Raw genomic sequence first — 20,027 nt, 5'->3', positions numbered from 1 at the left:
GTCAGTGGTATCACCCGAACGGGGGGATTCGATCCCGTACGAATTGGGGAAACGCGGGGCCGTCGCACCACCGGCCCGCCCAGCCGGGCGGGCAACGGTGAATGACGGCGGGTCAGTCCTCCCGGATCAGCGCCGACCAGGCCGGGGCCAGCTCACCGCGGGCGACGACGACCGCCGGCCCGGTCTTCTCCACCCGGCCGTCCGGGTACTCGGTGATCGTCAGCCGGCCGCCCAGCACGTCCACCGTGTACGTCACCGCCTCGCCGGTGACCGCCGGGTCCACACCGTCCCGACGGGCGGCGGCCACCGCGACGGCGCACGCGCCGGTGCCGCAGGAGCGGGTCTCGCCGGAGCCGCGCTCGTGCACCCGCATCGCGACGTGCCGCGGACCCCGGTCCGCCACGAACTCGACGTTGACGCCCTCCGGGTAGACGCCCTCGGGGCTCACCGGCGGCGCGCTCAGCAGATCGCCGGCGTGATCCAGGCTCTCGACGAACGCGACCGCGTGCGGATTGCCCATGTTGACGTTCAGGGCCGGCCAGCTGCGCCCGCCGACCGTCACCTCGATCGCGTCCGGACCGGGCAGCTTCGCCCGCCCCATGTCGACGGTGATCTCGCCGGGCGTGCCGTCCTCGGCGTCCTCGGCGACCCGCACGGTCCGCAGGCCGGCCCGGGTGGCCACCGGCAGCTCGCCCGGCTTCGCCAGCCCGGCCTCGACCAGGTAGCGGGCGAAGACCCGGATGCCGTTGCCGCACATCTCGCCGATCGAGCCGTCGGAGTTGCGGTAGTCCATGAACCACTCGGCGCGGTCGGCCTGGTCGGCCGCCACCGGGTCGGCGGCGGAGCGCACCACGCGCAGCAGCCCGTCACCGCCGATGCCCGCCCGGCGGTCGCACAGCGCGGCCACGGCCTCGGGGCCGATGGCCAGCCGGCCGTCGGGGTCGGGGACGATCACGAAGTCGTTCTGGGTGCCGTGCCCCTTGAGGAAGGGGAGGCCGACGGGCTGCGCGAAGGATGCGGTCACCCTCCCGATGGTACCGAGGCACGGTGGACCGCCGCCTTCCGGTTCCGGCCCCGGGCCCTCCCGGCCCCCGTCCGGGAGGGCTATCTCCCGGAGAGCCGGACGACCCGGTACAGGGCCAGCGCCGCGGCGGCCAGCACGATCAGCGTGTAGACCACGATCGCCTTCCAGCCGGCCCGCTCGCCGGTGCCGCGGCGCGGCAGGCCGGGCCACTTGTACCCCGCGTGCCGGGCCGCCATCGCGCCCCAGCCGAGCGAGGCCGCGGTGAGCAGCAGGCCGAGCATCCCGACCATCGCCGAGCCGGTCCCGGCCGAGCCGAAGGCCAGCGGGAAGGCGAACATCAGCGAGCCGGCGGTGGCCACCAGGGCGATCGGCAGGATCTGCCACCAGCGGAGCCGGCGGCGCGGCCGGATCTCCCGCTCGTGCACCGCGCCGGCGGGGGCGCGGGTGTCCAGGGCCGGCAGCGCGACCGCGTAGGAGGTGGGCACGTCGAGGCCGGGCAGCACCGGCAGGTCGGGCAGCGTCGAGGCGTCGAGACCGCCGGCCTGTGCCGTGGCGCTGCCGCCACCGCTGCTGCCGGGCGCGCCGTTGGCGGGCCTGGCGCTCTGGCCGGTTTCGGGGCCGGTACCCGTGGACACGCGGCCTCCCCTGACAGTTCGACACGAGTGCGGACTCGCGGCCGGGCACGGTCGACCCGCCCGGGCCGACCCTTATGACATCGATGATGGCATGTCCAGAGGGGCGTTCCGGGCCTGACCGGGGCCGACGGGTGATCCGTGGCCATCACGTGATCCGGCCGTGACCGCCATGCCGTCCTGCACGCCCGTCTGCGCGCGCAACTGCACCACCCGATGGCCGGAAAGCGCCTACCGGACGGCGAGTTCCTGACGGTCGATCAGCTCCAGCGAGCGGTCCAGCAGCTCCACCGGGTCGGTGCCGGCCGGCCGCGCGAGCCAGTGGATCCGGTCGTCCCGGCGGAACCAGGACTCCTGCCGCCGGGCGAAGCGCTTGGTGGCCCGGACGGTCTCGGCGCGCGCCTCGTCCTCCGTGCACTCGCCGGCGAAGTGGTCCAGCACCTGCTGGTAGCCGAGCGCCCGGGAGGCCGTCCGCCCCTCGCGCAGCCCCACCGCCTCCAGCTCCCGCACCTCGTCCAGCAGCCCGGCCCGCCACATCCGGTCCACCCGCAGGGTGATCCGCTCGTCCAGCTCGGGGCGCGGCACGGCGACGCCGATCTGCACCGCGTCGTACACGGCGGTGTTGCTCGGCAGGCTGGCGGTGAACGGCCGCCCGGTGATCTCGATGACCTCCAGCGCCCGGACGATCCGCCGGCCGTTGCTCGTCAGGATCGCCTCCGCCGCGGCCGGGTCCAGCCCGGCCAGCCGCCCGTGCAGCACGTACGGGCCGACCCGCTCCAGCTCCTCCTCCAGCCGGGCGCGGACCGCCGGGTCGGTGCCCGGGAACTCCATCTCGTCGATCGCCGCCCGGACGTACAGGCCGGAGCCGCCGACCAGGACGGCGGTGCGGCCGGCGGCGAGCAGCCGGTCGATCTCGGCCCGGGCCAGCCGCTGGTACTCGGCCACGCTGGCGGCCTCGGTGACGTCCCAGATGTCCATGAGGTGGTGCGGGACGCCGCCGCGCTCCTCCTCGGTGAGCTTGGCCGTCCCGATGTCCATGCCCCGGTAGAGCTGCATCGAGTCGGTGTTGATCACCTCGCCGCCGAGGGCGCGGGCCAGGGCGACGGCCAGGTCGGACTTCCCGGCGGCGGTCGCGCCGACGACCGAGACGACGCGGGGGCGGGCGGACTGGGCGGTGGTGGAGCTGCTCACCGGTCAAGTCTGCCAGGAAACGCGGACCGGCCGGGCGGACCGGCCGGGCGCACCCGGTTTCCACCGGACCGTCCCGTTGCGAACGGTTCCGCCCTGACGGACGTTGTGAGAGAGACAGCAGAGGAAAGGTGAGGCGCCATGGGTCTGATGGACAACCTCAAGGGCAAGGCCGAAGAGCTCAAGGACAAGGCCAGCGAGTTCGCCGGCAAGCACAGCGACCAGATCGGGAGCGCGGTGGAGAAGGCCGGCGGCGCGATCGACAAGGCCACCAAGGGCAAGTACACGGAGAAGATCGAGCACGGCACCAGCAAGGCCAAGGGCGCCGTGGACGACTTCGCCCACAAGCCCCAGGAGCCCGGCACGGACCCCGGTTCGGCCCCCGGCACGGACGCCGGCACCGGTTCGGGCACCACCCCGCCCGCCTGACCCGGCCCGCCTGGCCCGGCCCGCCCGGCCCGGCCCGCCCGATCCGGCTTCGGGAAGGCTCAGGAAGGGCTCAGGGAGGGCTCAGCTCCAGGAGGCGACCAGGTACCCCACGCCGTACGGCGCGTCCTGGTAGCCCAGCCTCGCGGTGAGGCCGGCGCCCTCGGCGGCGCCGGCCAGCACCTGCCAGGGCGCCCGGCCCTCGGCCCGCAGTTCGGCGGCCAGTGCCACGTCCAGGGCGGCCAGCGCCGCGGTGTCCGCCGAGCCCAGCGCCCGCGCGAGCCCGGCGTCGAAGCCCTCGGCGCGCTCGTCCAGGTAACCCGGCGCCTTCAGCGACCGGCAGGCGCTGCCGTCCCCCATCACCAGCAGTCCGACCCGGTCGGCCAGCCCGGCCAGGCCCTGGCCCAGCCCGAGCATCCGGTCGGCGGGCGCGTCGGCCGGCACCGCGCAGGCGTGCGTCGGCAGCGTCACCCCGGCCCGGCCGAGCAACCAGGCGCCGACGGTCAGCGAGGGCGCCAGCTCCGGCCCCTCGGCCCGCCCGCCCGGCAGCGCGGCCACCAGCGGCACGCCGAAGCGGTGGAACGAACCGGCCCCGCCCTCGGTCCACACCTCGGCCTCCGGCCCGGTGCCGACCACCACGAGCAGCTCCGGCCCGGCCGCGAGCACCACCCCGAGCGCCTCGTCGCAGGCCGCGCGCAAGGGCTCCAGCTCGGCCGCCGCCCCGGCGGCGACCTCCGGGACGAGCAGCGGCGGACAGGGGCACACGGCGGCGGCAACCAGCATGTGGATCACTCTAACCAAGAACGCGGAACGGCCCGGCAGGACTGCGGAGTCCCACCGGGCCGTTCACGGACGAGCGGGTCGCTCCCCGCGGCGGGTCAGTCCCCGCAGCAGGCGCCGCCGGCCGGGGCGGCCGGCGCGAGCGCCGCCGGGGCGCCGATCGACGGCAGGCCCAGCATCACGCCGGCCGGCTTGGCGGCGGGCTTGGCCTGGCGCTTCTCCCAGGCGTCGCCCGCCCGGGTGCGGCGCACCGCGAGCGCCGGGCCCTCGGCCAGCAGGTGGTGCGGGGCGGCGTAGGTGATCTCCACCGTGACCATGTCGCCCGGGCGGACGGGCTCGGCGGGCCGGCTGAAGTGCACCAGGCGGTTGTCCGGGGCGCGGCCGGAGAGCCGGTCGGTCCGGTCGTCCTTCTTGCCCTCGCCCTCGGCGACCAGGATCTCCAGGGTGCGGCCGACCTGCTTCTTGTTCTCCTCCCAGGAGATCTCCTCCTGGAGGGCGATCAGCCGGTCGTAGCGGGCCTGGACGACCGCCTTCGGGATCTGGTCGTCCATCTCGGCGGCCGGGGTGCCGGGGCGCTTGGAGTACTGGAAGGTGAAGGCGTTGGTGAAGCGGGCCTCGCGGACGACCTTCATGGTCTCCTCGAAGTCCTCCTCGGTCTCGCCCGGGAAGCCCACGATGATGTCGGTGGAGATGGCCGCGTCGGGCATCGCCTCCCGCACCTTGCGGATGATGCCGAGGAAACGCTCCTGCCGGTAGGAGCGGCGCATCGCCTTGAGGACGCGGTCGGAGCCGGACTGCAGCGGCATGTGCAGCTGGTGCATCACGCTCGGGGTCTCGGCCATCGCGGCGATCACGTCGTCGGTGAAGTCGCGCGGGTGCGGCGAGGTGAAGCGGATCCGCTCCAGGCCCTCGACCTGCCCGGCGGCGCGCAGCAGCTTGGAGAAGGCCTCGCGGTCGCCCAGGTCGGAGCCGTAGGCGTTGACGTTCTGGCCGAGCAGGGTGACCTCGATGACGCCCTCGTCGACCAGCGCCTCGATCTCGGCGAGGACGTCGCCCGGGCGGCGGTCCTCCTCCTTGCCGCGCAGCGCGGGGACGATGCAGAAGGTGCAGGTGTTGTTGCAGCCGACCGAGATCGCGACCCAGGCGGCGTAGGCGGACTCGCGGCGGGTGGGCAGCGTGGAGGGGAAGGTCTCCAGCGACTCCAGGATCTCGACCTGGGCCTTCCGCTCGACCGCGGCGCGCTCCAGCAGGGCCGGCAGGTGGCCGATGTTGTGGGTGCCGAAGACCACGTCGACCCAGGGCGCCTTGCGGACGATGGTGTCGCGGTCCTTCTGCGCCAGGCAGCCGCCGACGGCGATCTGCATGCCCTGGTGGCGGCCCTTGACCGGGGCCAGCTGGCCGAGGTTGCCGTACAGCTTGTTGTCGGCGTTCTCCCGCACCGCGCAGGTGTTGAACACCACCAGGTCGGGGTCGCCGTCCTGCCCCGCCTTGACGTACCCCGCGTCCTCCAGCAGCCCGGAGAGCCGCTCGGAGTCGTGGACGTTCATCTGGCAGCCGTACGTGACGACCTTGTAGCTCTTCGATCCGCTGTCACCGCTCACCCAACCAGGGTACGGGCAGCCGCGAACGACTTTTCCCTCCCGTTCCACCGGTGCGCCTGGCACTATCCCTTCCATGGATCCCGGCACTCCCTCCCGTCTGCGCGCCGCGGCCCGCCGGCCGCTGTGGCGGATCGTGCTGGCCCTGGTGCTGGTGCTCACCGGCCTGGGCGGCTGGTGGCTGTCGGCGGGCGGCTCGGCCCGCTACCCGCGCGGCACGACCAGGCTGGCCACCGGCGTCCAGCAGGGCGTCTACGACCGCTACGGGCAGCTGCTGGTCCCCCACCTCGCCGGGACCATGCCCGGGGTGCGGCTGGAGCTGGACAACTCCGAGGGCTCGCTCGACAACCTGGCCCGGGTCACCACCGGCCGGGACGACTTCGCCATCGCCACCGCCGACGCCGTGGCCCAGTACACCGGCCCCGGCCGGGAGAAGCTGCGGGCCATCGCCCGGCTCTACGACGACTACCTGCAGCTGATCGTGCCGGCCGGCTCCCCGGTGCTCCGCGCCGCCGACCTCAAGGGCCTGCGGGTGGGCGTCGGCCAGTCGCTCTCCGGCGTGAACCTGGTGACCCGCAGGCTGCTGGCGGCGGCCGGGCTGGATCCGGACCGCGACATCAAGCCGGCGTTCCTGGGCATCGGCGACGCGGCGAACGAGCTGCGGGCCGGGAAGCTGGACGCCTTCTTCTGGTCCGGCGGGCTGCCGACCAGCGCGCTCACCACGCTGTCCGAGCAGGTCCGGATCCGGATCGTGCCGCTGGGCGACCTCACCGAGTCGATCCACCTGGTCGAGGGCGGCGGAACGGACGCCTACCGGGCGGCCACCATGCCGAAGGGCACCTACCCCGACGCCGTACCGCAGGACGCGGTCGCCACCGTCGCCGTGCCCAACCTGCTGATCACCCGGTCCGATGTGAACGACGACCTGGTCCAGGGCATGACCCGGGCGGTGATCGACAGCCGCGACCAGATCGGCGCCCAGGTGCACGCCGCCCAGCTGGTCGACCTGCGCACGGCCGTCTACACCGACCCGCTCCCGCTCCACGAGGGCGCGGCCCGCTACTACCGCTCGGTGAAGCCCTGAGGCCCGGCCGCCAGGAGGAGCCCGGCCGCTAGGGCTTCTTGCGGTCCGCCCGGGGCACCGCGAGGGTGACCGCGAGGCCGGACGGGGTGGCGGTGCCGAAGGTGAGCGAGCCGCCGGCGGCCTGGAGCAGGGTACGGGCGATGGACAGGCCGAGGCCCGATCCGTCCACGTTCTGGTGGCGCGTGCTGCGCCAGAAGCGGTCACCGGCCCGGGCCAGTTCCTCCTCGGTGAGGCCGGGGCCCTGGTCCGAGACGGTCACCGCGGCCTCCTCGCGCCGCGCGGCGACCAGCACCCGCACCCGGCTCCCCTCGGGACCGAACTTCAGCGCGTTGTCGAGTACCGCGTCCAGCGCGCTGCCGAAGCCGATCGGGTCGGCCAGGCCGAGGGCCAGCGCCGGCCCCTCCCAGGCCAGCTCGATCCCGCGGCTGCCGGCCAGCGGGCGCCAGGCGTCCACCCGCTCCAGGCTGAGCGCGGCCAGGTCGGTGGGCTCGGGTTCGGGGCGGGCGTGCTCGGCGGTGGCCAGCCCGAGCAGGTCGTCCAGCACCCGGGCCAGCCGGGCACCCTCCTCGCGGACCCCGCCGAGCTCCTCCTCGTGCCCCTCCGGCAGTTCCAGGCCCAGCAGCTCGACCCGCAGCAGCAGCGCGGCCAGCGGATTGCGCAGCTGGTGCGAGGCGTCGGCGACGAAGGCCTTCTGCTGGTCCAGGGCGAGCACCACGTGGTCGGCCATCTCGTTGAACGAGTGGGCGAGCCGCTGCAGCTCGGGCGGCCCGCCGCCGGGCGCCACCCGGGCGTTCATCCGGCCGGTGGCGATGTCGTGGGTGGCCCGGTCCAGGGTGCGGACCGGGCGCAGCACCCACTCGGTGAGCCGGGCGGCGAGCAGCACCGCGACGATCATCGCGGCGGCCTCGCCGGCCCCGATCACCAGCCACTTGCGCACCACCCGGGCGCGCAGCGCGCCGGTCGGGGACTCGCTGAGCACCACGGCGACCACGTCGCCGTCGCGGACCACCGGGGTGGCGACGGTGAGCGTGCGGTCCGGGGTCCACGGCCAGACCTGCGGCGGGTTGTGGCTTCGCCGGCCGTCCAGCGCCTCCTGGAAGGCCTGGTCGGCCCAGCCGTCGACGGGCACCCGCCAGTCGGCCGGGGCCACCGCGATCGGCAGGCCGTCGCGCTGGAAGATGCCGATCCGCACCCCGTAGAGCTCGTGGTAGCGCGCCACCTCGGCGTCCAGCGCGTGCCGGCGGCTGAGCTCGCCGGGGGCGGGCCGCGGGTCGCCCTTGAGCGCCGACTCCAGGCCGGAGAGGCCGGAGGTCGGCAGGTCCTGGGCGAACCGGGCCGCGTCGTCGAGCCGGTCGACGACCACCCGGCTCTGCTCGGCGGCCGCGAAGGCCGCCGCGAGCGGCAGTCCGAGCGCGGCGAGGACGCAGAGCATCAGCGCGAGCAGGATGCCGAGCAGGCGGGTGCGCACGTGCGGTCAGTGCTCCGCGCGGGCCGGGGGCGGGGTGTCGGCGGCGGGGCACTCGGGTATCAGCCGGTAGCCGACGCCCCGGACGGCCTCGACCAGGCCGGGCAGGGCGAGCTTGGTGCGCAGCGAGCCGATGTGCACCTCCAGGGTGCGGCCGTTGCCCTCCCAGCCGCTGCGCCAGACCTCGCTGAAGATCTGCTCGCGGCGGTAGACCACGCCGGGGCTCTGGGCGAGCAGCGCCAGCAGGTCGAACTCCTTGCGGGTGAGCGGCACGTCCCGGCCGTCGACGCTGACCCGGCGGCGCTCGCGGTCGATCACGATGCCGCGGGACTCCAGCGGGCCGCGCTGCTGCGGGACGGTGTCCGGCGCGGGCACGGCGACGGCGGCGGGCGCGGCGCCGCGGCGGGCCACCGCGTGGATCCGGGCGAGCAGCTCGCCCATGTCGTAGGGCTTGGTGACGTAGTCGTCGGCACCGAGGTTGAGGCCGTGGATCCGGGAGCGTATGTCGGCGCGGGCGGTCACCATGATCACCGGCACGCCGCTGCCGGCCCGGATCCGGCTGCAGACCTCGAAGCCGTCCCGGTCGGGCAGGCCGAGGTCGAGCAGCACCACCCGGTAGGGATCGCTGCCGTCCGGCACCAGGGCGTCCAGCGCCTCGTGGCCGCTGCGGGCGTGCCGGACCTGGAATCCGTGCCGGCCCAGGACCGCGACCAGCGCGGCGGCCACGCGTTCGTCGTCCTCGACGAGCAGCAGTCGCATCTGTCTCCCTCCTCTCCCGGACGGTTCTCCGGGGGTCTCTCGCGCGGCCGTCCTGCGGTCGCGCCGGCTCCCCCTGCCGGGCAGGCCCCGGTTCTGCGCAGTATGGGCCAGGGACGGCCCGGACGCCAGGCTCGGCCGGTGCCGGCGGCGGGGGCTTCCGGCCCGCGCCGGTACCCCGCCGGGGTTCCGCCGGGGGTTCCGCCGGGGTTCCGCGACGACGACCGCCGCGGCCGCGAACGCTGCCACTGTGCCCGGATCGGCCCTCGGTGAACAGCACCCGCCGATCGTGTGGCCGGATCGTGATCCTCAAGTTCCGCTCAGATCGGCTGACGTGGCATCGTCAGGCCTCCTATGGTCGCCCCACCGAGGGTCGCGACTCCGCCGGTCGCGGCCCTCGTATTCCTACCACCATTGCTGCCCAAGGGAGTTCACTCCCGGGGGCCGACCAGAGGGAGCCGGCGCGATGACCACGAGCCTCGACAAGGACTCCCGCGCCGACGCCGCTCCGCTGGTCGTCCTGCGCAACGTGAACAAGCACTTCGGTGCGCTGCACGTGCTCCAGGACATCGACCTGGAGATCCACCAGGGCGAGGTGGTCGTCCTGATCGGCCCGTCCGGCTCGGGCAAGTCCACGCTGTGCCGGACGATCAACCGGCTGGAGACCGTCGACTCCGGAACGATCACCATCGACGGCCGCCCGCTGCCCGCCGAGGGCCGGGAGCTGGCCCGGCTGCGGGCCGAGGTCGGCATGGTGTTCCAGAGCTTCAACCTCTTCGCGCACAAGACCGTGCTGGAGAACGTGGTCCTCGGCCAGGTGAAGGTCCGCGGCATCGCCAAGGACAAGGCGGTGGCGACCGCCGAGGAGCTCCTGGACCGGGTCGGTGTCGGCGCCCAGGCCGCGAAGTACCCCGCCCAGCTGTCCGGCGGCCAGCAGCAGCGCGTGGCGATCGCCCGGGCGCTGGCGATGAACCCGAAGGTGATGCTCTTCGACGAGCCCACCTCGGCGCTCGACCCCGAGATGATCAACGAAGTGCTGGAGGTCATGCGCCGGCTGGCCGCCGACGGCATGACGATGGTGGTCGTCACCCACGAGATGGGCTTCGCCCGCTCCGCCGCCAACCGGGTGCTGTTCATGGCCGACGGCCGGATCGTCGAGCAGAACACCCCGGAGGCCTTCTTCACCGCGCCGCGCTCCGACCGCGCCAAGGACTTCCTCTCCAAGATCCTGCACCACTGATCCCCGGGCCGGTCCCCGGCCGCGGCGGCAAGGACGCCGCCGTACACCCGTGTGCCCGTCCGCCCCCCTGCCTTCGCCACAGCCCGGTTGACCCGTGGCCCAGCCCGAGGAGACCCTCATGAGGACCCGTCGCACCTTCGCCGTCGCGCTCTGTGCCGTCGCGCTCACCGCCACCGCCGCCTGCGGCAAGGACGGCACGCCCGGCGGCAGCGCCTCGTCCGGCGGCACCGCCGCCCCGGCGCTGCCGACCTACACCGTGAAGACCGACGTCAAGGTGGACTCGCCGGTCCTGGCCGAGGCCAAGAAGCGCGGCCAGCTGATCATCGGCGCCAAGGCCGACCAGCCGTTCCTCGGCTGGGAGGACCTCGCCAGCAACGACCGCAGCGGCTTCGACATCGAGATCGCCAAGATGGTCGCGGCCGACCTCGGCTTCACCCCGCAGCAGATCAAGTGGCAGACCCTGGTCTCCTCGCAGCGCGAGCCGGCCATCTCCAAGGGCCAGATCGACTTCTACGTCGGCACCTACAGCATCAACGACGAGCGCAAGAAGACCGTCTCCTTCGCCGGCCCGTACTACGTCGCCGGCCAGGACCTGCTGGTCAAGGCCGACAACACCGCGATCACCGGCCCGGACTCGCTCAACGGCAAGAACGTCTGCACCGCCACCGGCTCGACCTCGATCAAGAACATCGAGAAGTACTCGCCGAAGATCACCCAGTTCGACACCTACTCGGCCTGCGTCGAGAAGCTGAGCTCGGGCGAGGTCGACGCGGTCACCACCGACGACGCCATCCTCAAGGGCTACGCCTCCAAGTACGCGCCCAAGCTCAAGGTCGTCGGCCAGCCCTTCACCAAGGAGAACTACGGCGTCGGCCTGAACAAGGACGACAAGGCGCTGCGCGACGCGATCAACGACGCGCTCAAGGCCCACCAGGACAACGGCGACTGGAAGAAGGCCTACGACGCCACCCTCGGCCTCTCCGGCTCCTCCGCGCCGCAGCCGCCGGCCCTCGACCGCTACTGATCCGCCCGCTCCCGAGTCGACGAACCCCTGAGAGGAGGGCCGCCGGATGGGCTTCCTGTTCGAGGACGGCAACTTCGCGCTGTTCCGCGACGGCTTCCTGCAGACGATCGAGCTGAGCGCGCTCAGCGCGCTGCTCGCCCTGCTGCTGGGCACCCTGCTGGCGGCCTTCCGGGTCTCCCCGATCCCGGTCCTGCGCGCCTTCGGCACCGGCTGGGTCACGCTCTTCCGCAACACCCCGCTGACCGTGCTGTTCTTCGCCGTGACCTTCGGCCTGCCGCCGCTCGGGGTGCACTTCAGCCACCTCGTCTTCGCGGTGCTGGCGCTCGGCGGCTACACCGCGGCGTTCGTCTGCGAGGTGCTGCGCTCCGGCATCAACACGGTGCCGCTCGGTCAGGCGGAGGCCGCCCGCAGCCTCGGCATGACCTTCGGCCAGACCCTCACCCAGGTCGTCCTGCCGCAGGCGGCCCGGACCGTGATGGCGCCGATGAGCAGCGTCTTCATCGCCCTGCCGAGGAACTCGGCGATCGCCGGCGCGTTCAGCGTCAGCGAGCTGTACAGCGCTCAGCAGACCTTCTCCGAGCGCGGTTACTCGATCTTCGCGATCTTCTTCTGGGTGGCCTGCGCCTATCTGGTGATCAGCGCGACCGTCGCCCTGCTGTTCCGCTTCCTGGAAGACCGACTGGCGGTGGCCCGATGAGTTCGCTGTTCACCCGCTCGACCACGGCCGGCGTCCTCTACGACGCCCCCGGCCCGCGGGCCCGCGCCCGCTACCGGATCCTCGGCGTGCTGTCGCTGCTCGGGATCGCCGGGCTGCTCTGGTACGTCTTCAGCACGCTCAGCGACAACGGCCAGTTCGACGCCGAGCTCTGGGACGCCTTCCAGTACACGGCCATCCAGCAGCGGATCGTCGACGGCCTGGTCTCCACCCTCCAGGCCTTCGGGCTGGCGGCCGTCCTCTCGCTCGCCCTCGGCGCGCTGCTGGCGGCCGGTCAGCTCTCCGACCACCGTCCGGTGCGCTGGGCGGCGGCCTCCTTCGTCCAGTTCTTCCGGGCGATGCCGCTGCTGATCCTGATCGTCGCCCTCTACTACGCGTTCTTCGCCAAGCAGCCGATGTGGGCGCTGGTCCTCGGCCTCACCCTCTACAACGGCTCGGTCCAGGCGGAGATCATCCGCAGCGGTGTCAACGCGGTCCCGCGCGGCCAGGGCGAGGCGGCGTACGCGCTCGGCCTGCGCAAGACCCAGGTGATGACCACCGTCCTGGTCCCGCAGGCGGTCCGCTCGATGCTGCCCTCGATGATCGGCCAGCTGGTCGTCACGCTCAAGGACACCTCGCTCGGCTTCGTCATCACCTACCACGAGCTGCTCTTCGTCGGTAAGGCCATCGCCAGCCAGCCGCTGAACGCCGCGGGTTTCCCCTACATCCCCGTCGTCCTGGTGATCGGTCCCCTGTACATCGCGATGTGCCTGCTGCTCACCGCGCTCGCCCGGTGGATCGAGGCACGTGGACGAGGCGGCGCGAACCGGCGCACTTCACCTGCTGCTTGACGGACACGCAGGTGAACTGTTGCATTGCTGTTCGTGACACCACCCGGGAGCAAGCACGCGGCATATGACGGCAGCCTGAGGGCCGACCCGGGCTCCGAGATCCACGGCACCCGTCCGTGCCCGGAGGGACCGGCATGGACCCGGTGATCGTGGTCGGGGCCGGGCCGGTCGGCCTCGCCCTGGCCCTCGCGCTCGCCCGGCACGAGGTGCCGACCGTCGTCCTCGACGAGGGCTCCGGGCTCTGCCCCGAGAGCCCGCGCAGCGTCGTCCTCGGCGCCGACACCGCTGCCTTCCTGGCCCGGATCGGCTACCCCCGGGCCGTCGCCGACGCCGCCCGCTGGGACGCCTTCACCGTCTGGCGCCGCCGCCAGGAGGTACTCCGGATCGACCTCGCCGACGCCCCCGTCCTGCACCTGCCCCAGCACCGTCTGCAGCGCGGACTGCAGGACGCCCTCAGCGGCACCCCGCTGGTCAGGCTGGTGCCGCTCAGCCGGGTCACCGGGCTCGACCAGGACCGCGACGGCGTCAGCGTGCTCACCCGCAACCCCAAGGACGGCACCGAGACCCGGTGGCGCGGCAGCCACCTGGTCGGCTGCGACGGCGCCCGCTCGGCGGTCCGCAAACTGCTGAAGATCCGTTTCCCCGGCCGGCCGGCCGTCGACCGCAGCGCCGTCGCCACCGTCCGGGTCGACCTGCCGTTCACCGAGGCCCGGCTGCACCGCGAGCCGCCGTGGCGCGGTGACCGCGAGGCCACCGCCCGCCCGCTGCCGCACGGCGTCTGGCGGCTCGACTGGCGGCTGCCCCCGGGCCGGCCGGCGGTCACCGAGCCGGTCGACCCGCACGCCACCTGGCCCGGCATCGTCACCGGCGACACCCTGCTCACCCGGGTCACCGCCACCCTCACCGGCTGGTGCGGGGAACTGCCGAGGTTCGACCTGCTCGCCGCCGCCGACCACACCGCCCAGCAGCGACTGGCCGCCCGGTTCCGCAGCGGCCGCTGCTTCCTGGCCGGCGACGCCGCCCATCTGCACGGCGCCCTCGGCATGCAGAACCTCACCGACGGCCTGCGCGACGCCGACAACCTCGCCTGGCGGCTCGCCCTCGCCTGGCACTTCCGCTCCGGCGGCCCGCAGCCCGGCGGCTCCCTGCTCGACGGCTACGAGGCCGAGCGGCGCGGCGCGGTCGGCGCCCGGCTGCGCGCCGTCGACCAGTCCATGCCGCTGCTGCGCCCGCTGCGTGGCTGGGCGCAGACCCGGCGCTCGCTGTTCACCGGCTCCTTCCGCAAGCACGCGCCGCTGCTCGCCGACGGCCACCTCGGCACCGGACGGTTCGGCGGCGCCCCGGCGTACCCGGCCGCCCCTTCCGGCGGGCCCGGGCGGGTGCCGGTCCAGCGCGGGACGCGCAGTGCCACCTCACTCAGCGAACTGCTGCCGGCCACCGCGGCCGGCGTGCTCGTCCCGGACCTGCCGGTGCTGGCCGCCGACGGCACCCCGGACCAGCTGCACGCCCGGCTCGGCGCGGGCTTCCTGCTGCTGCTGGTCGCTCCCGGCACCGCCGTCTGGTCCGCGGAGCACTGGCTGGGCGCCGGGCTGATGCCCCGGCTGGCCGAGGTCGCGGCCGCGCTGCCGGTTCCGGCCGAGGTCCTGGTCACCGAGGCCTACCCCGGCGCCGGCCCGCACACCGTGCTGCTGATCCGGCCCGACGGCCACCTGGTCGGGGTCACCCAGGGCGCGGACACCGAGGACCTCCAGGCGCTGGCCGACCGGGCCCGCGGCGGACCGGCCTCGCTGACCGGCGGGACCGAGCCGGAGCCCCCGGCCGCCCGGTCGGCCGGCCGGCCGGCGGGCGCCCAGGGCGCCGACGCTCCGTAGGGCCCGACGCGTCGCAGGGCCGGATGCCGCTAGCGGGCCACCTCGGTGACCCGGCTCTCCCGGACCACCGTGACCCGGATCTGGCCCGGGTAGGTCAGCTCCTCGGCGACCTGCTTGGCGACCTCGCGGGCGATCACCTGCGCCCCGAGGTCGTCCACCACCTCCGGGCGGACCATCACCCGGACCTCCCGGCCGGCCTGCATCGCGTAGACGTCGGCCACGCCGTCGTGCGCCCGGGCGATCTCCTCCAGCCGCTCCAGCCTGCGCACGTACGCCTCCAGCGACTCCTTGCGCGCGCCCGGCCGGCCGCCCGAGCAGGCGTCGGCGGCCTGCACCAGCACCGCTTCCACGGTCCGCGGCTCCACCTCGCCGTGGTGCGCGGCGATCGCGTGCACCACGTCCGCCGACTCGTCGTGCCGCCGGGCGAAGTCCGCGCCGACCGCCGCGTGGCTGCCCTCGACCTCGTGGGTCAGCGCCTTGCCGATGTCGTGCAGCAGCGCCGCGCGCCGCACCGGCTCCGGGTCCACTCCGAGCTCGGCGGCCATCATCCCGGCCAGGTGCGCCGACTCCACCAGGTGCCCGAGCACGTTCTGCCCGTACGACGCCCGGTAGCGCAGGGTGCCCAGGGTGCGGACCAGCTCCGGGTGCATGCCGCCGACCCGGACGGCGAGCAGCGCGTCCTCACCGGCCCGCACGCAGCGGCGTTCGACCTCCGCGCGGCTGCGGGCGTGGACGTGCTCGATCCGCAGCGGGTGGATCCGGCCGTCCTCGACCAGTTGTTCCAGGGTGAGCCGGGCGGTCTCCCGGCGGACCGGGTCGAAGCAGGAGAGCTGCACCACCGCCGGGGTGTCATCGATGATCAGATTGACGCCGGTGACGGCCTCGAAGGTCTTGATGTTGCGGCCCTCGCGCCCGATCACCCGGCCCTTCATCTCCTCGGTGGGCAGCCGGAACACCGACACCGCGGTCTCGGCGGTCTGCTCGGCCGCCAGGCGCTGGACCGCCCCGGCCACGATGCCCCGGGCCCGCTGCTCGCCCTCCTCGCGGGCGGCGCGCTCGATCTCCCGGACGGTGACCGCCGCCTCCCGGCGGGCCTGCGCCTCGGCCTCGCGGACGACTTCGGCGCGGGCCTGCGCCGCGGAGAGCCCGGCGGCCCGCTCCAACTCGGCCGCCCGGTGCCGGACCAGCTCCTCCGCCTCGACCCTGGAACGCGTCACCTCGGCCGTCCGCTCGGCCAGTTCGCCCTCGCGGACCCGCAGCCGGTCCAGCTCCCCGGCCAACCACTCCTCGCGCCGGTCGAGTTCGGCGCGCAGCCGGTCCGCCTGCCGCTCGGCCTGCCGCCGCGCCCGCTCGGTCTCGGCGGCGGCCCGGCGCTGCGCGCCGCGGAACCGCCGGGCCAGCAGCCAGGCCGTCACCAGGGCCGCCAGCACGGCCACCGCCAGCAAGGAGGCGGCCGATCCGGCGCTCACCGCGGTCCTCATGCTGCCCACTCCCCGTCCCGTCGCGGCACGCCGCCCGGGACCGTCGCGCGACCGGCCCGGAACCACACGGGTGCAGGCACGGCCGGGAGCGCGGCCGGGGGTGGCCGAGGGATGATCGACGTGCTCCCGCACTGAGTGCGAGGCTAGGCGCGGGTTACGAAACGGTCAAGACTGGCCAGGCAGTTGACCAACCCTCGGGTAACCCCGGGCGACCCGGGCCTCAGTCCTCGTACGCCGTGTCCCCGTGCGCCCCGTCCCACTCCCCCGCACCGCTCTCCTCCTCGTCCAGCGCCTCCCGGACGACCCGGAACGCCAGCCCTTCGGAGTAGCCGCGCCGGGCGAGCACGCCGACCAGCCGGCGGGTGCGGGTCTGCCGCTCCAGGCCCCGGGTGGTCCGCAGCCGGCGCTCGACCAGGGCGCGGGCCGCCTCGGTCTCGTCGTCCGGGTCGAGCTGGGCGAGGGCCTGCTCGGCGAGCTCGCCGGAAACCCCCTTGGTCCGCAGCTCCTGGGCCAGCGCGCGCCGGGACAGGCCCCGCACGCTGTGCCGGGACTCCACCCAGGCCCGGGCGAAGGCCGCGTCGTCGATCAGCCCGACCTCCTCCAGCCGGGTCAGCACCTCCTCGGCGACCTCGTCCGGGATCTCCCGCTTGCGCAGGGCGTCGGCGAGCTGCTTGCGGGTCTTGGCCGCGCCGGTGAGCAGCCGCAGGCAGATGTCCCGGGCCCGGGACTCGGGATCGGCCGGCTCCTCGGCCCGGCCGCGCCGGGACCCACCGCCGGATCGCTCGTCCGCGCCCGCGCCGTCGTCGTCGCCTCCGGCGCCCTCCCCGGTCCCCCCGCGCCGGGTACGGCCGGAGCGCCGCCTCGGCCGTTCCGCGGGGAACGCCGGGGCGGGGGCGGCCGCACCCCCGTGACCGGCCGCCCCCGCTCCGTCGCCCCCGTCGGCCCCCTCGCCCTCACCGGCCGACCGGCCGGGGGGCTGCTCCGCCACCAGCGCCGAGCGGCGCCGACGCCGTCCGGCCGGCAGCTCGGAGGCGGAGACGAGCCCGAGCTCGCCGACGTCCGCCGGGCGCGCCGCAGGCCGCCGCGCGGACCGGACGCGCCCCGCCGCGCGCTCGGGCGCGGGCTCCGAAGCGGGTTCCGGTTCGGCCACGGCCGCGAACCAGTCCGGCGGCCCGTAGTCGTCGTCCTCCGGGCCGGTCGGCCCACTGTGCTGCGTCAACGGCTCAGGCCTTGGCGGCCGCCGCCGTCTTCTTCGCCGCGGCCGTCTTGGCGGCGGTCGCGGTGATCGGCTTGGCCGCGCCCTCGCCGGCATCCGCGGCCTCGGCCCCGGCCGGCTCCTCGACCTTCGGGCCGATGCCCAGCTTGCCCTTGATCTTGCGCTCGATCTCGTCGGCCAGCTGCGGGTTGTCCCGCAGGAAGTTGCGGGCGTTCTCCTTGCCCTGGCCGAGCTGGTCGCCCTCGTAGGTGTACCAGGCGCCCGACTTGCGGATGAAGCCGTGCTCGACGCCCATGTCGATCAGTCCGCCCTCGCGGCTGATGCCCACGCCGTAGAGGATGTCGAACTCGGCCTGCTTGAACGGCGCGGCGACCTTGTTCTTGACGACCTTGACGCGGGTGCGGTTGCCGACCGCCTCGGTGCCGTCCTTCAGGGTCTCGATCCGGCGGATGTCCAGACGGACCGAGGCGTAGAACTTCAGCGCCCGGCCACCGGTCGTGGTCTCCGGCGAGCCGAACATCACGCCGATCTTCTCGCGCAGCTGGTTGATGAAGATCGCGGTGGTGTTCGACTGGTTCAGCGCACCGGCGATCTTCCGCAGCGCCTGGCTCATCAGACGGGCCTGCAGACCGACGTGCGAGTCGCCCATCTCGCCCTCGATCTCCGCGCGCGGGACCAGCGCCGCCACGGAGTCGATGATCACCAGGTCGATCGCGCCGGAGCGGATCAGCATGTCGGTGATCTCCAGGGCCTGCTCACCGGTGTCCGGCTGGCTGACCAGCAGGGCGTCGGTGTCCACGCCGAGCTTCTTGGCGTACTCCGGGTCGAGCGCGTGCTCCGCGTCGACGAAGGCGACCGTGCCGCCGGCCTTCTGGGCGTTGGCCGCCAGGTGCAGGGTCAGCGTGGTCTTTCCGGAGGACTCGGGGCCGTAGATCTCGATCACTCGGCCGCGCGGGATGCCGCCGACCCCGAGGGCGACGTCCAGGGCGGTGGACCCGGTGGAGATCACCTCGACGGGCTCGTTGGCCTTCTCGCCGAGGCGCATCACCGAGCCCTTGCCGAACTGCCGCTCGATCTGGGCGAGCGCCGTCTCAAGGGCCTTCTCGCGGTCCGTACCTGCCATGGCTTCCACCCTCGGGTTCTGTGCTGTGCGCTTCATCGTCCTCGACGCTAGCGCGTCCCACCGACAATCGGCTCCGACCGGGCTCAGCCTGGGGAGAACTCTGCGCCGGAGAGTACAAAGAACAAGTGTTCGAATCAAGCCGGGGCCGTTCGAGCCGTCGGTCCGGACCCACTCCGGACCCACTTCGGCCCCGCTCCGGCCCCGCTCCGGCCCCGCTCCGGACCCGTTCGAGCCCGTTCGAGCCCTACGGCCGCTCCGCGCCCCCGGAGTCGCCGGAGTCCCCGGAGTCCGCGCCGACCATCCGACGCAGCCTGCGCGCCGCCTCCCGGCGCAGTTCCCGCCGCTGCCGGCGCTGCTCGCCGCGGTCGATCCGCGGGTCGGTCACCTCGTACCGCCGCACGTACGTGCCGACGAAGCCCTGCAGGGTGGCCGCCGCCGGGATGGCGATCAGCGCGCCGACCCCGCCCAGCAGCGCCGCGCCCGCGATCACCGCGCCGAACGCCACCGCCGGGTGCACGTCCACCGTCTTCGCGGTGATCCGCGGGTGCAGCAGGTAGTTCTCGATCTGCTGGTAGACCACCACGAACACCAGCACCCAGACCGCGTCCACCGGCTGGTCGGTGGTGAGCGCCACCAGGACCGGCAGCGCCCCCGCCAGGTAGGTGCCGATGGTCGGCACGAACTGCGACATGACGCCGACCCAGACCGCCTGCGCCGCCGCGTACGGCAGGTCCAGCAGCGCGAACATCACCCAGTGCGCGAGCGCCGACGCGACCGCGAGCAGGGCCCGGGAGTAGAGGTAGCCGCCGGTCTTGGCCAGCGCGATCTCCCAGGCGCGCAGCACCTCGGCCTGCTTGGCGGGCGGCAGCATCGAGCAGACGGTCCGCCGCACCCGGGGGCCGTCCGCGGTGAAGTAGAAGGTGAACAGACCGACCGTGAACGCCTGGAACAGTCCGCCGATCAGGGTCGAGGAGACGCCCCAGACGTTGTCCGCGGCCTGCTGCGCGTAGTTCTCGATCGCGCCGGAGTCCTTGAGCAGCTTCTTCTGCAGCTCGTCCACCGAGAGGTCCTGGTGGAAGGTGCTGTTGATCCAGGCGATCAGGTTGTCGAGCAGGTGCGGGAGGTCGCTCGCGATCTTCGCCACCTGGTCGACCAGCAGGGTGCCGAGCGCGGTCAGGAAGCCGCCGACGGCGATCGCCACCGCGACGAAGACCAGGAAGGTGCCCACCCCGCGGCGCACTCCGCGCGCGGCCATCCGGTCCACCGCCGGCTCCAGCGCCAGCGACAGGAAGAAGGAGACCAGCAGCATCACGAAGAGGTCGATCAGCTCGTGGAAGGCCCAGTCGGCGAGCTGGAAGAGCCCGACCATGACCAGCGCCAGCACCATCGCCCGGGGCAGCCACCGCGGCATCCCGGAACCCCAGAGGCCGTCCCCCGGGGTGCGGGCGGGGGCCGGCCCGGGAGGCGGGGAGGCGGGCGTAGGGCCCGCGACCTCGTCGACGACCTGCGCCGACCTGTCCGAATTCTGCTGTTCTGCACTGCTTGCCACCCGCACAGTCTGACCCATGCCCGAC

Annotated in this window: 18 protein-coding genes; 7 read left to right on the top strand and 11 right to left on the bottom strand. The window is 74.0% G+C overall.

The window, feature by feature from the left end:
- Nucleotides 1-112 precede the first annotated feature (112 nt).
- From dapF to miaA, 3 genes are all read right to left on the bottom strand, one after another.
- Nucleotides 113-1,024 (bottom strand): diaminopimelate epimerase, encoded by a 912-nt coding sequence (gene dapF / locus ACFVUH_RS26070; RefSeq protein ID WP_387915612.1) that lies wholly within the window; start codon nucleotides 1,022-1,024, stop codon nucleotides 113-115.
- 80 nt (nucleotides 1,025-1,104) lie between these two features.
- The gene (locus ACFVUH_RS26065; protein ID WP_355365157.1) at nucleotides 1,105-1,659 is read right to left on the bottom strand and encodes a hypothetical protein; all 555 of its coding nucleotides are present in this window, start codon (nucleotides 1,657-1,659) and stop codon (nucleotides 1,105-1,107) included.
- A gap of 228 nt (nucleotides 1,660-1,887) precedes the next feature.
- Nucleotides 1,888-2,847, bottom strand: coding sequence for a tRNA (adenosine(37)-N6)-dimethylallyltransferase MiaA (gene miaA, locus ACFVUH_RS26060; protein ID WP_387915610.1), 960 nt, complete (start codon nucleotides 2,845-2,847; stop codon nucleotides 1,888-1,890).
- A gap of 138 nt (nucleotides 2,848-2,985) precedes the next feature.
- On the opposite strand from miaA, the gene ACFVUH_RS26055 reads away from it, so the two are divergent.
- The gene (locus tag ACFVUH_RS26055) at nucleotides 2,986-3,273 is read left to right on the top strand and encodes an antitoxin (RefSeq protein ID WP_355365162.1); all 288 of its coding nucleotides are present in this window, start codon (nucleotides 2,986-2,988) and stop codon (nucleotides 3,271-3,273) included.
- Between the two features lie 81 nt (nucleotides 3,274-3,354).
- Here the strand turns inward: ACFVUH_RS26055 and ACFVUH_RS26050 are convergent, their stop codons facing one another.
- Both ACFVUH_RS26050 and miaB read right to left on the bottom strand, forming a co-directional pair.
- On the bottom strand, nucleotides 3,355-4,053 hold the full coding sequence (locus tag ACFVUH_RS26050) for a class III extradiol dioxygenase subunit B-like domain-containing protein (protein ID WP_355365165.1): 699 nt from the start codon (nucleotides 4,051-4,053) through the stop codon (nucleotides 3,355-3,357).
- A 95-nt stretch (nucleotides 4,054-4,148) separates the two neighbouring features.
- Nucleotides 4,149-5,651: a tRNA (N6-isopentenyl adenosine(37)-C2)-methylthiotransferase MiaB gene (gene miaB, locus ACFVUH_RS26045; RefSeq protein ID WP_355365167.1), complete on the bottom strand. Its 1,503-nt coding sequence runs from the start codon at nucleotides 5,649-5,651 to the stop codon at nucleotides 4,149-4,151.
- 73 nt (nucleotides 5,652-5,724) lie between these two features.
- On the opposite strand from miaB, the gene ACFVUH_RS26040 reads away from it, so the two are divergent.
- Entirely contained in the window at nucleotides 5,725-6,732 is a 1,008-nt protein-coding gene (locus ACFVUH_RS26040) for a TAXI family TRAP transporter solute-binding subunit (protein ID WP_387915607.1), read from the top strand.
- Nucleotides 6,733-6,760: 28 nt separating this feature from the next.
- Here the strand turns inward: ACFVUH_RS26040 and ACFVUH_RS26035 are convergent, their stop codons facing one another.
- Both ACFVUH_RS26035 and ACFVUH_RS26030 read right to left on the bottom strand, forming a co-directional pair.
- Nucleotides 6,761-8,200, bottom strand: coding sequence for an ATP-binding protein (locus ACFVUH_RS26035; RefSeq protein ID WP_355365173.1), 1,440 nt, complete (start codon nucleotides 8,198-8,200; stop codon nucleotides 6,761-6,763).
- 6 nt (nucleotides 8,201-8,206) lie between these two features.
- Nucleotides 8,207-8,956: a response regulator transcription factor gene (locus ACFVUH_RS26030; RefSeq protein ID WP_387915606.1), complete on the bottom strand. Its 750-nt coding sequence runs from the start codon at nucleotides 8,954-8,956 to the stop codon at nucleotides 8,207-8,209.
- A 463-nt stretch (nucleotides 8,957-9,419) separates the two neighbouring features.
- Here ACFVUH_RS26030 and ACFVUH_RS26025 point away from each other — a divergent pair, with 463 nt between their 5' ends.
- From ACFVUH_RS26025 to ACFVUH_RS26005, 5 genes are all read left to right on the top strand, one after another.
- On the top strand, nucleotides 9,420-10,193 hold the full coding sequence (locus tag ACFVUH_RS26025; RefSeq protein WP_355365179.1) for an amino acid ABC transporter ATP-binding protein: 774 nt from the start codon (nucleotides 9,420-9,422) through the stop codon (nucleotides 10,191-10,193).
- A 118-nt stretch (nucleotides 10,194-10,311) separates the two neighbouring features.
- Nucleotides 10,312-11,217, top strand: a complete 906-nt coding sequence (locus ACFVUH_RS26020) for a glutamate ABC transporter substrate-binding protein (protein WP_355365182.1) — start codon at nucleotides 10,312-10,314, stop codon at nucleotides 11,215-11,217.
- A 46-nt stretch (nucleotides 11,218-11,263) separates the two neighbouring features.
- Nucleotides 11,264-11,914: an amino acid ABC transporter permease gene (locus tag ACFVUH_RS26015; protein WP_355365185.1), complete on the top strand. Its 651-nt coding sequence runs from the start codon at nucleotides 11,264-11,266 to the stop codon at nucleotides 11,912-11,914.
- A complete protein-coding gene (locus ACFVUH_RS26010) occupies nucleotides 11,911-12,762 on the top strand; it encodes an amino acid ABC transporter permease (RefSeq protein WP_355365188.1) in 852 nt (283 codons plus the stop codon). Before ACFVUH_RS26015 ends, ACFVUH_RS26010 begins: the two co-directional genes overlap by 4 nt.
- Nucleotides 12,763-12,896: 134 nt before the next feature.
- Nucleotides 12,897-14,633 (top strand): FAD-dependent monooxygenase, encoded by a 1,737-nt coding sequence (locus tag ACFVUH_RS26005; RefSeq protein ID WP_387915603.1) that lies wholly within the window; start codon nucleotides 12,897-12,899, stop codon nucleotides 14,631-14,633.
- Nucleotides 14,634-14,662: 29 nt separating this feature from the next.
- Here ACFVUH_RS26005 and rny read toward each other — a convergent pair whose 3' ends face one another.
- The 4 genes from rny to ACFVUH_RS25985 all read right to left on the bottom strand — a co-directional run bounded on the left by rny (nucleotide 14,663) and on the right by ACFVUH_RS25985 (nucleotide 20,002).
- Entirely contained in the window at nucleotides 14,663-16,114 is a 1,452-nt protein-coding gene (gene rny, locus ACFVUH_RS26000) for a ribonuclease Y (RefSeq protein ID WP_387915601.1), read from the bottom strand.
- 220 nt (nucleotides 16,115-16,334) lie between these two features.
- The gene (recX, locus tag ACFVUH_RS25995) at nucleotides 16,335-17,333 is read right to left on the bottom strand and encodes a recombination regulator RecX (protein ID WP_387915599.1); all 999 of its coding nucleotides are present in this window, start codon (nucleotides 17,331-17,333) and stop codon (nucleotides 16,335-16,337) included.
- Nucleotides 17,334-17,337: 4 nt separating this feature from the next.
- Entirely contained in the window at nucleotides 17,338-18,453 is a 1,116-nt protein-coding gene (recA, locus tag ACFVUH_RS25990) for a recombinase RecA (protein WP_387915597.1), read from the bottom strand.
- A 244-nt stretch (nucleotides 18,454-18,697) separates the two neighbouring features.
- Entirely contained in the window at nucleotides 18,698-20,002 is a 1,305-nt protein-coding gene (locus ACFVUH_RS25985; protein ID WP_387915596.1) for an AI-2E family transporter, read from the bottom strand.
- Between the last annotated feature and the right edge of the window lie 25 nt (nucleotides 20,003-20,027).

The organism is Kitasatospora sp. NPDC058032, from assembly GCF_042885845.1.
Taxonomy (GTDB): domain Bacteria; phylum Actinomycetota; class Actinomycetes; order Streptomycetales; family Streptomycetaceae; genus Kitasatospora.
Note: the sequence above shows the minus strand (reverse complement) of the source record. Positions and strands in the feature narration are given on the sequence as shown.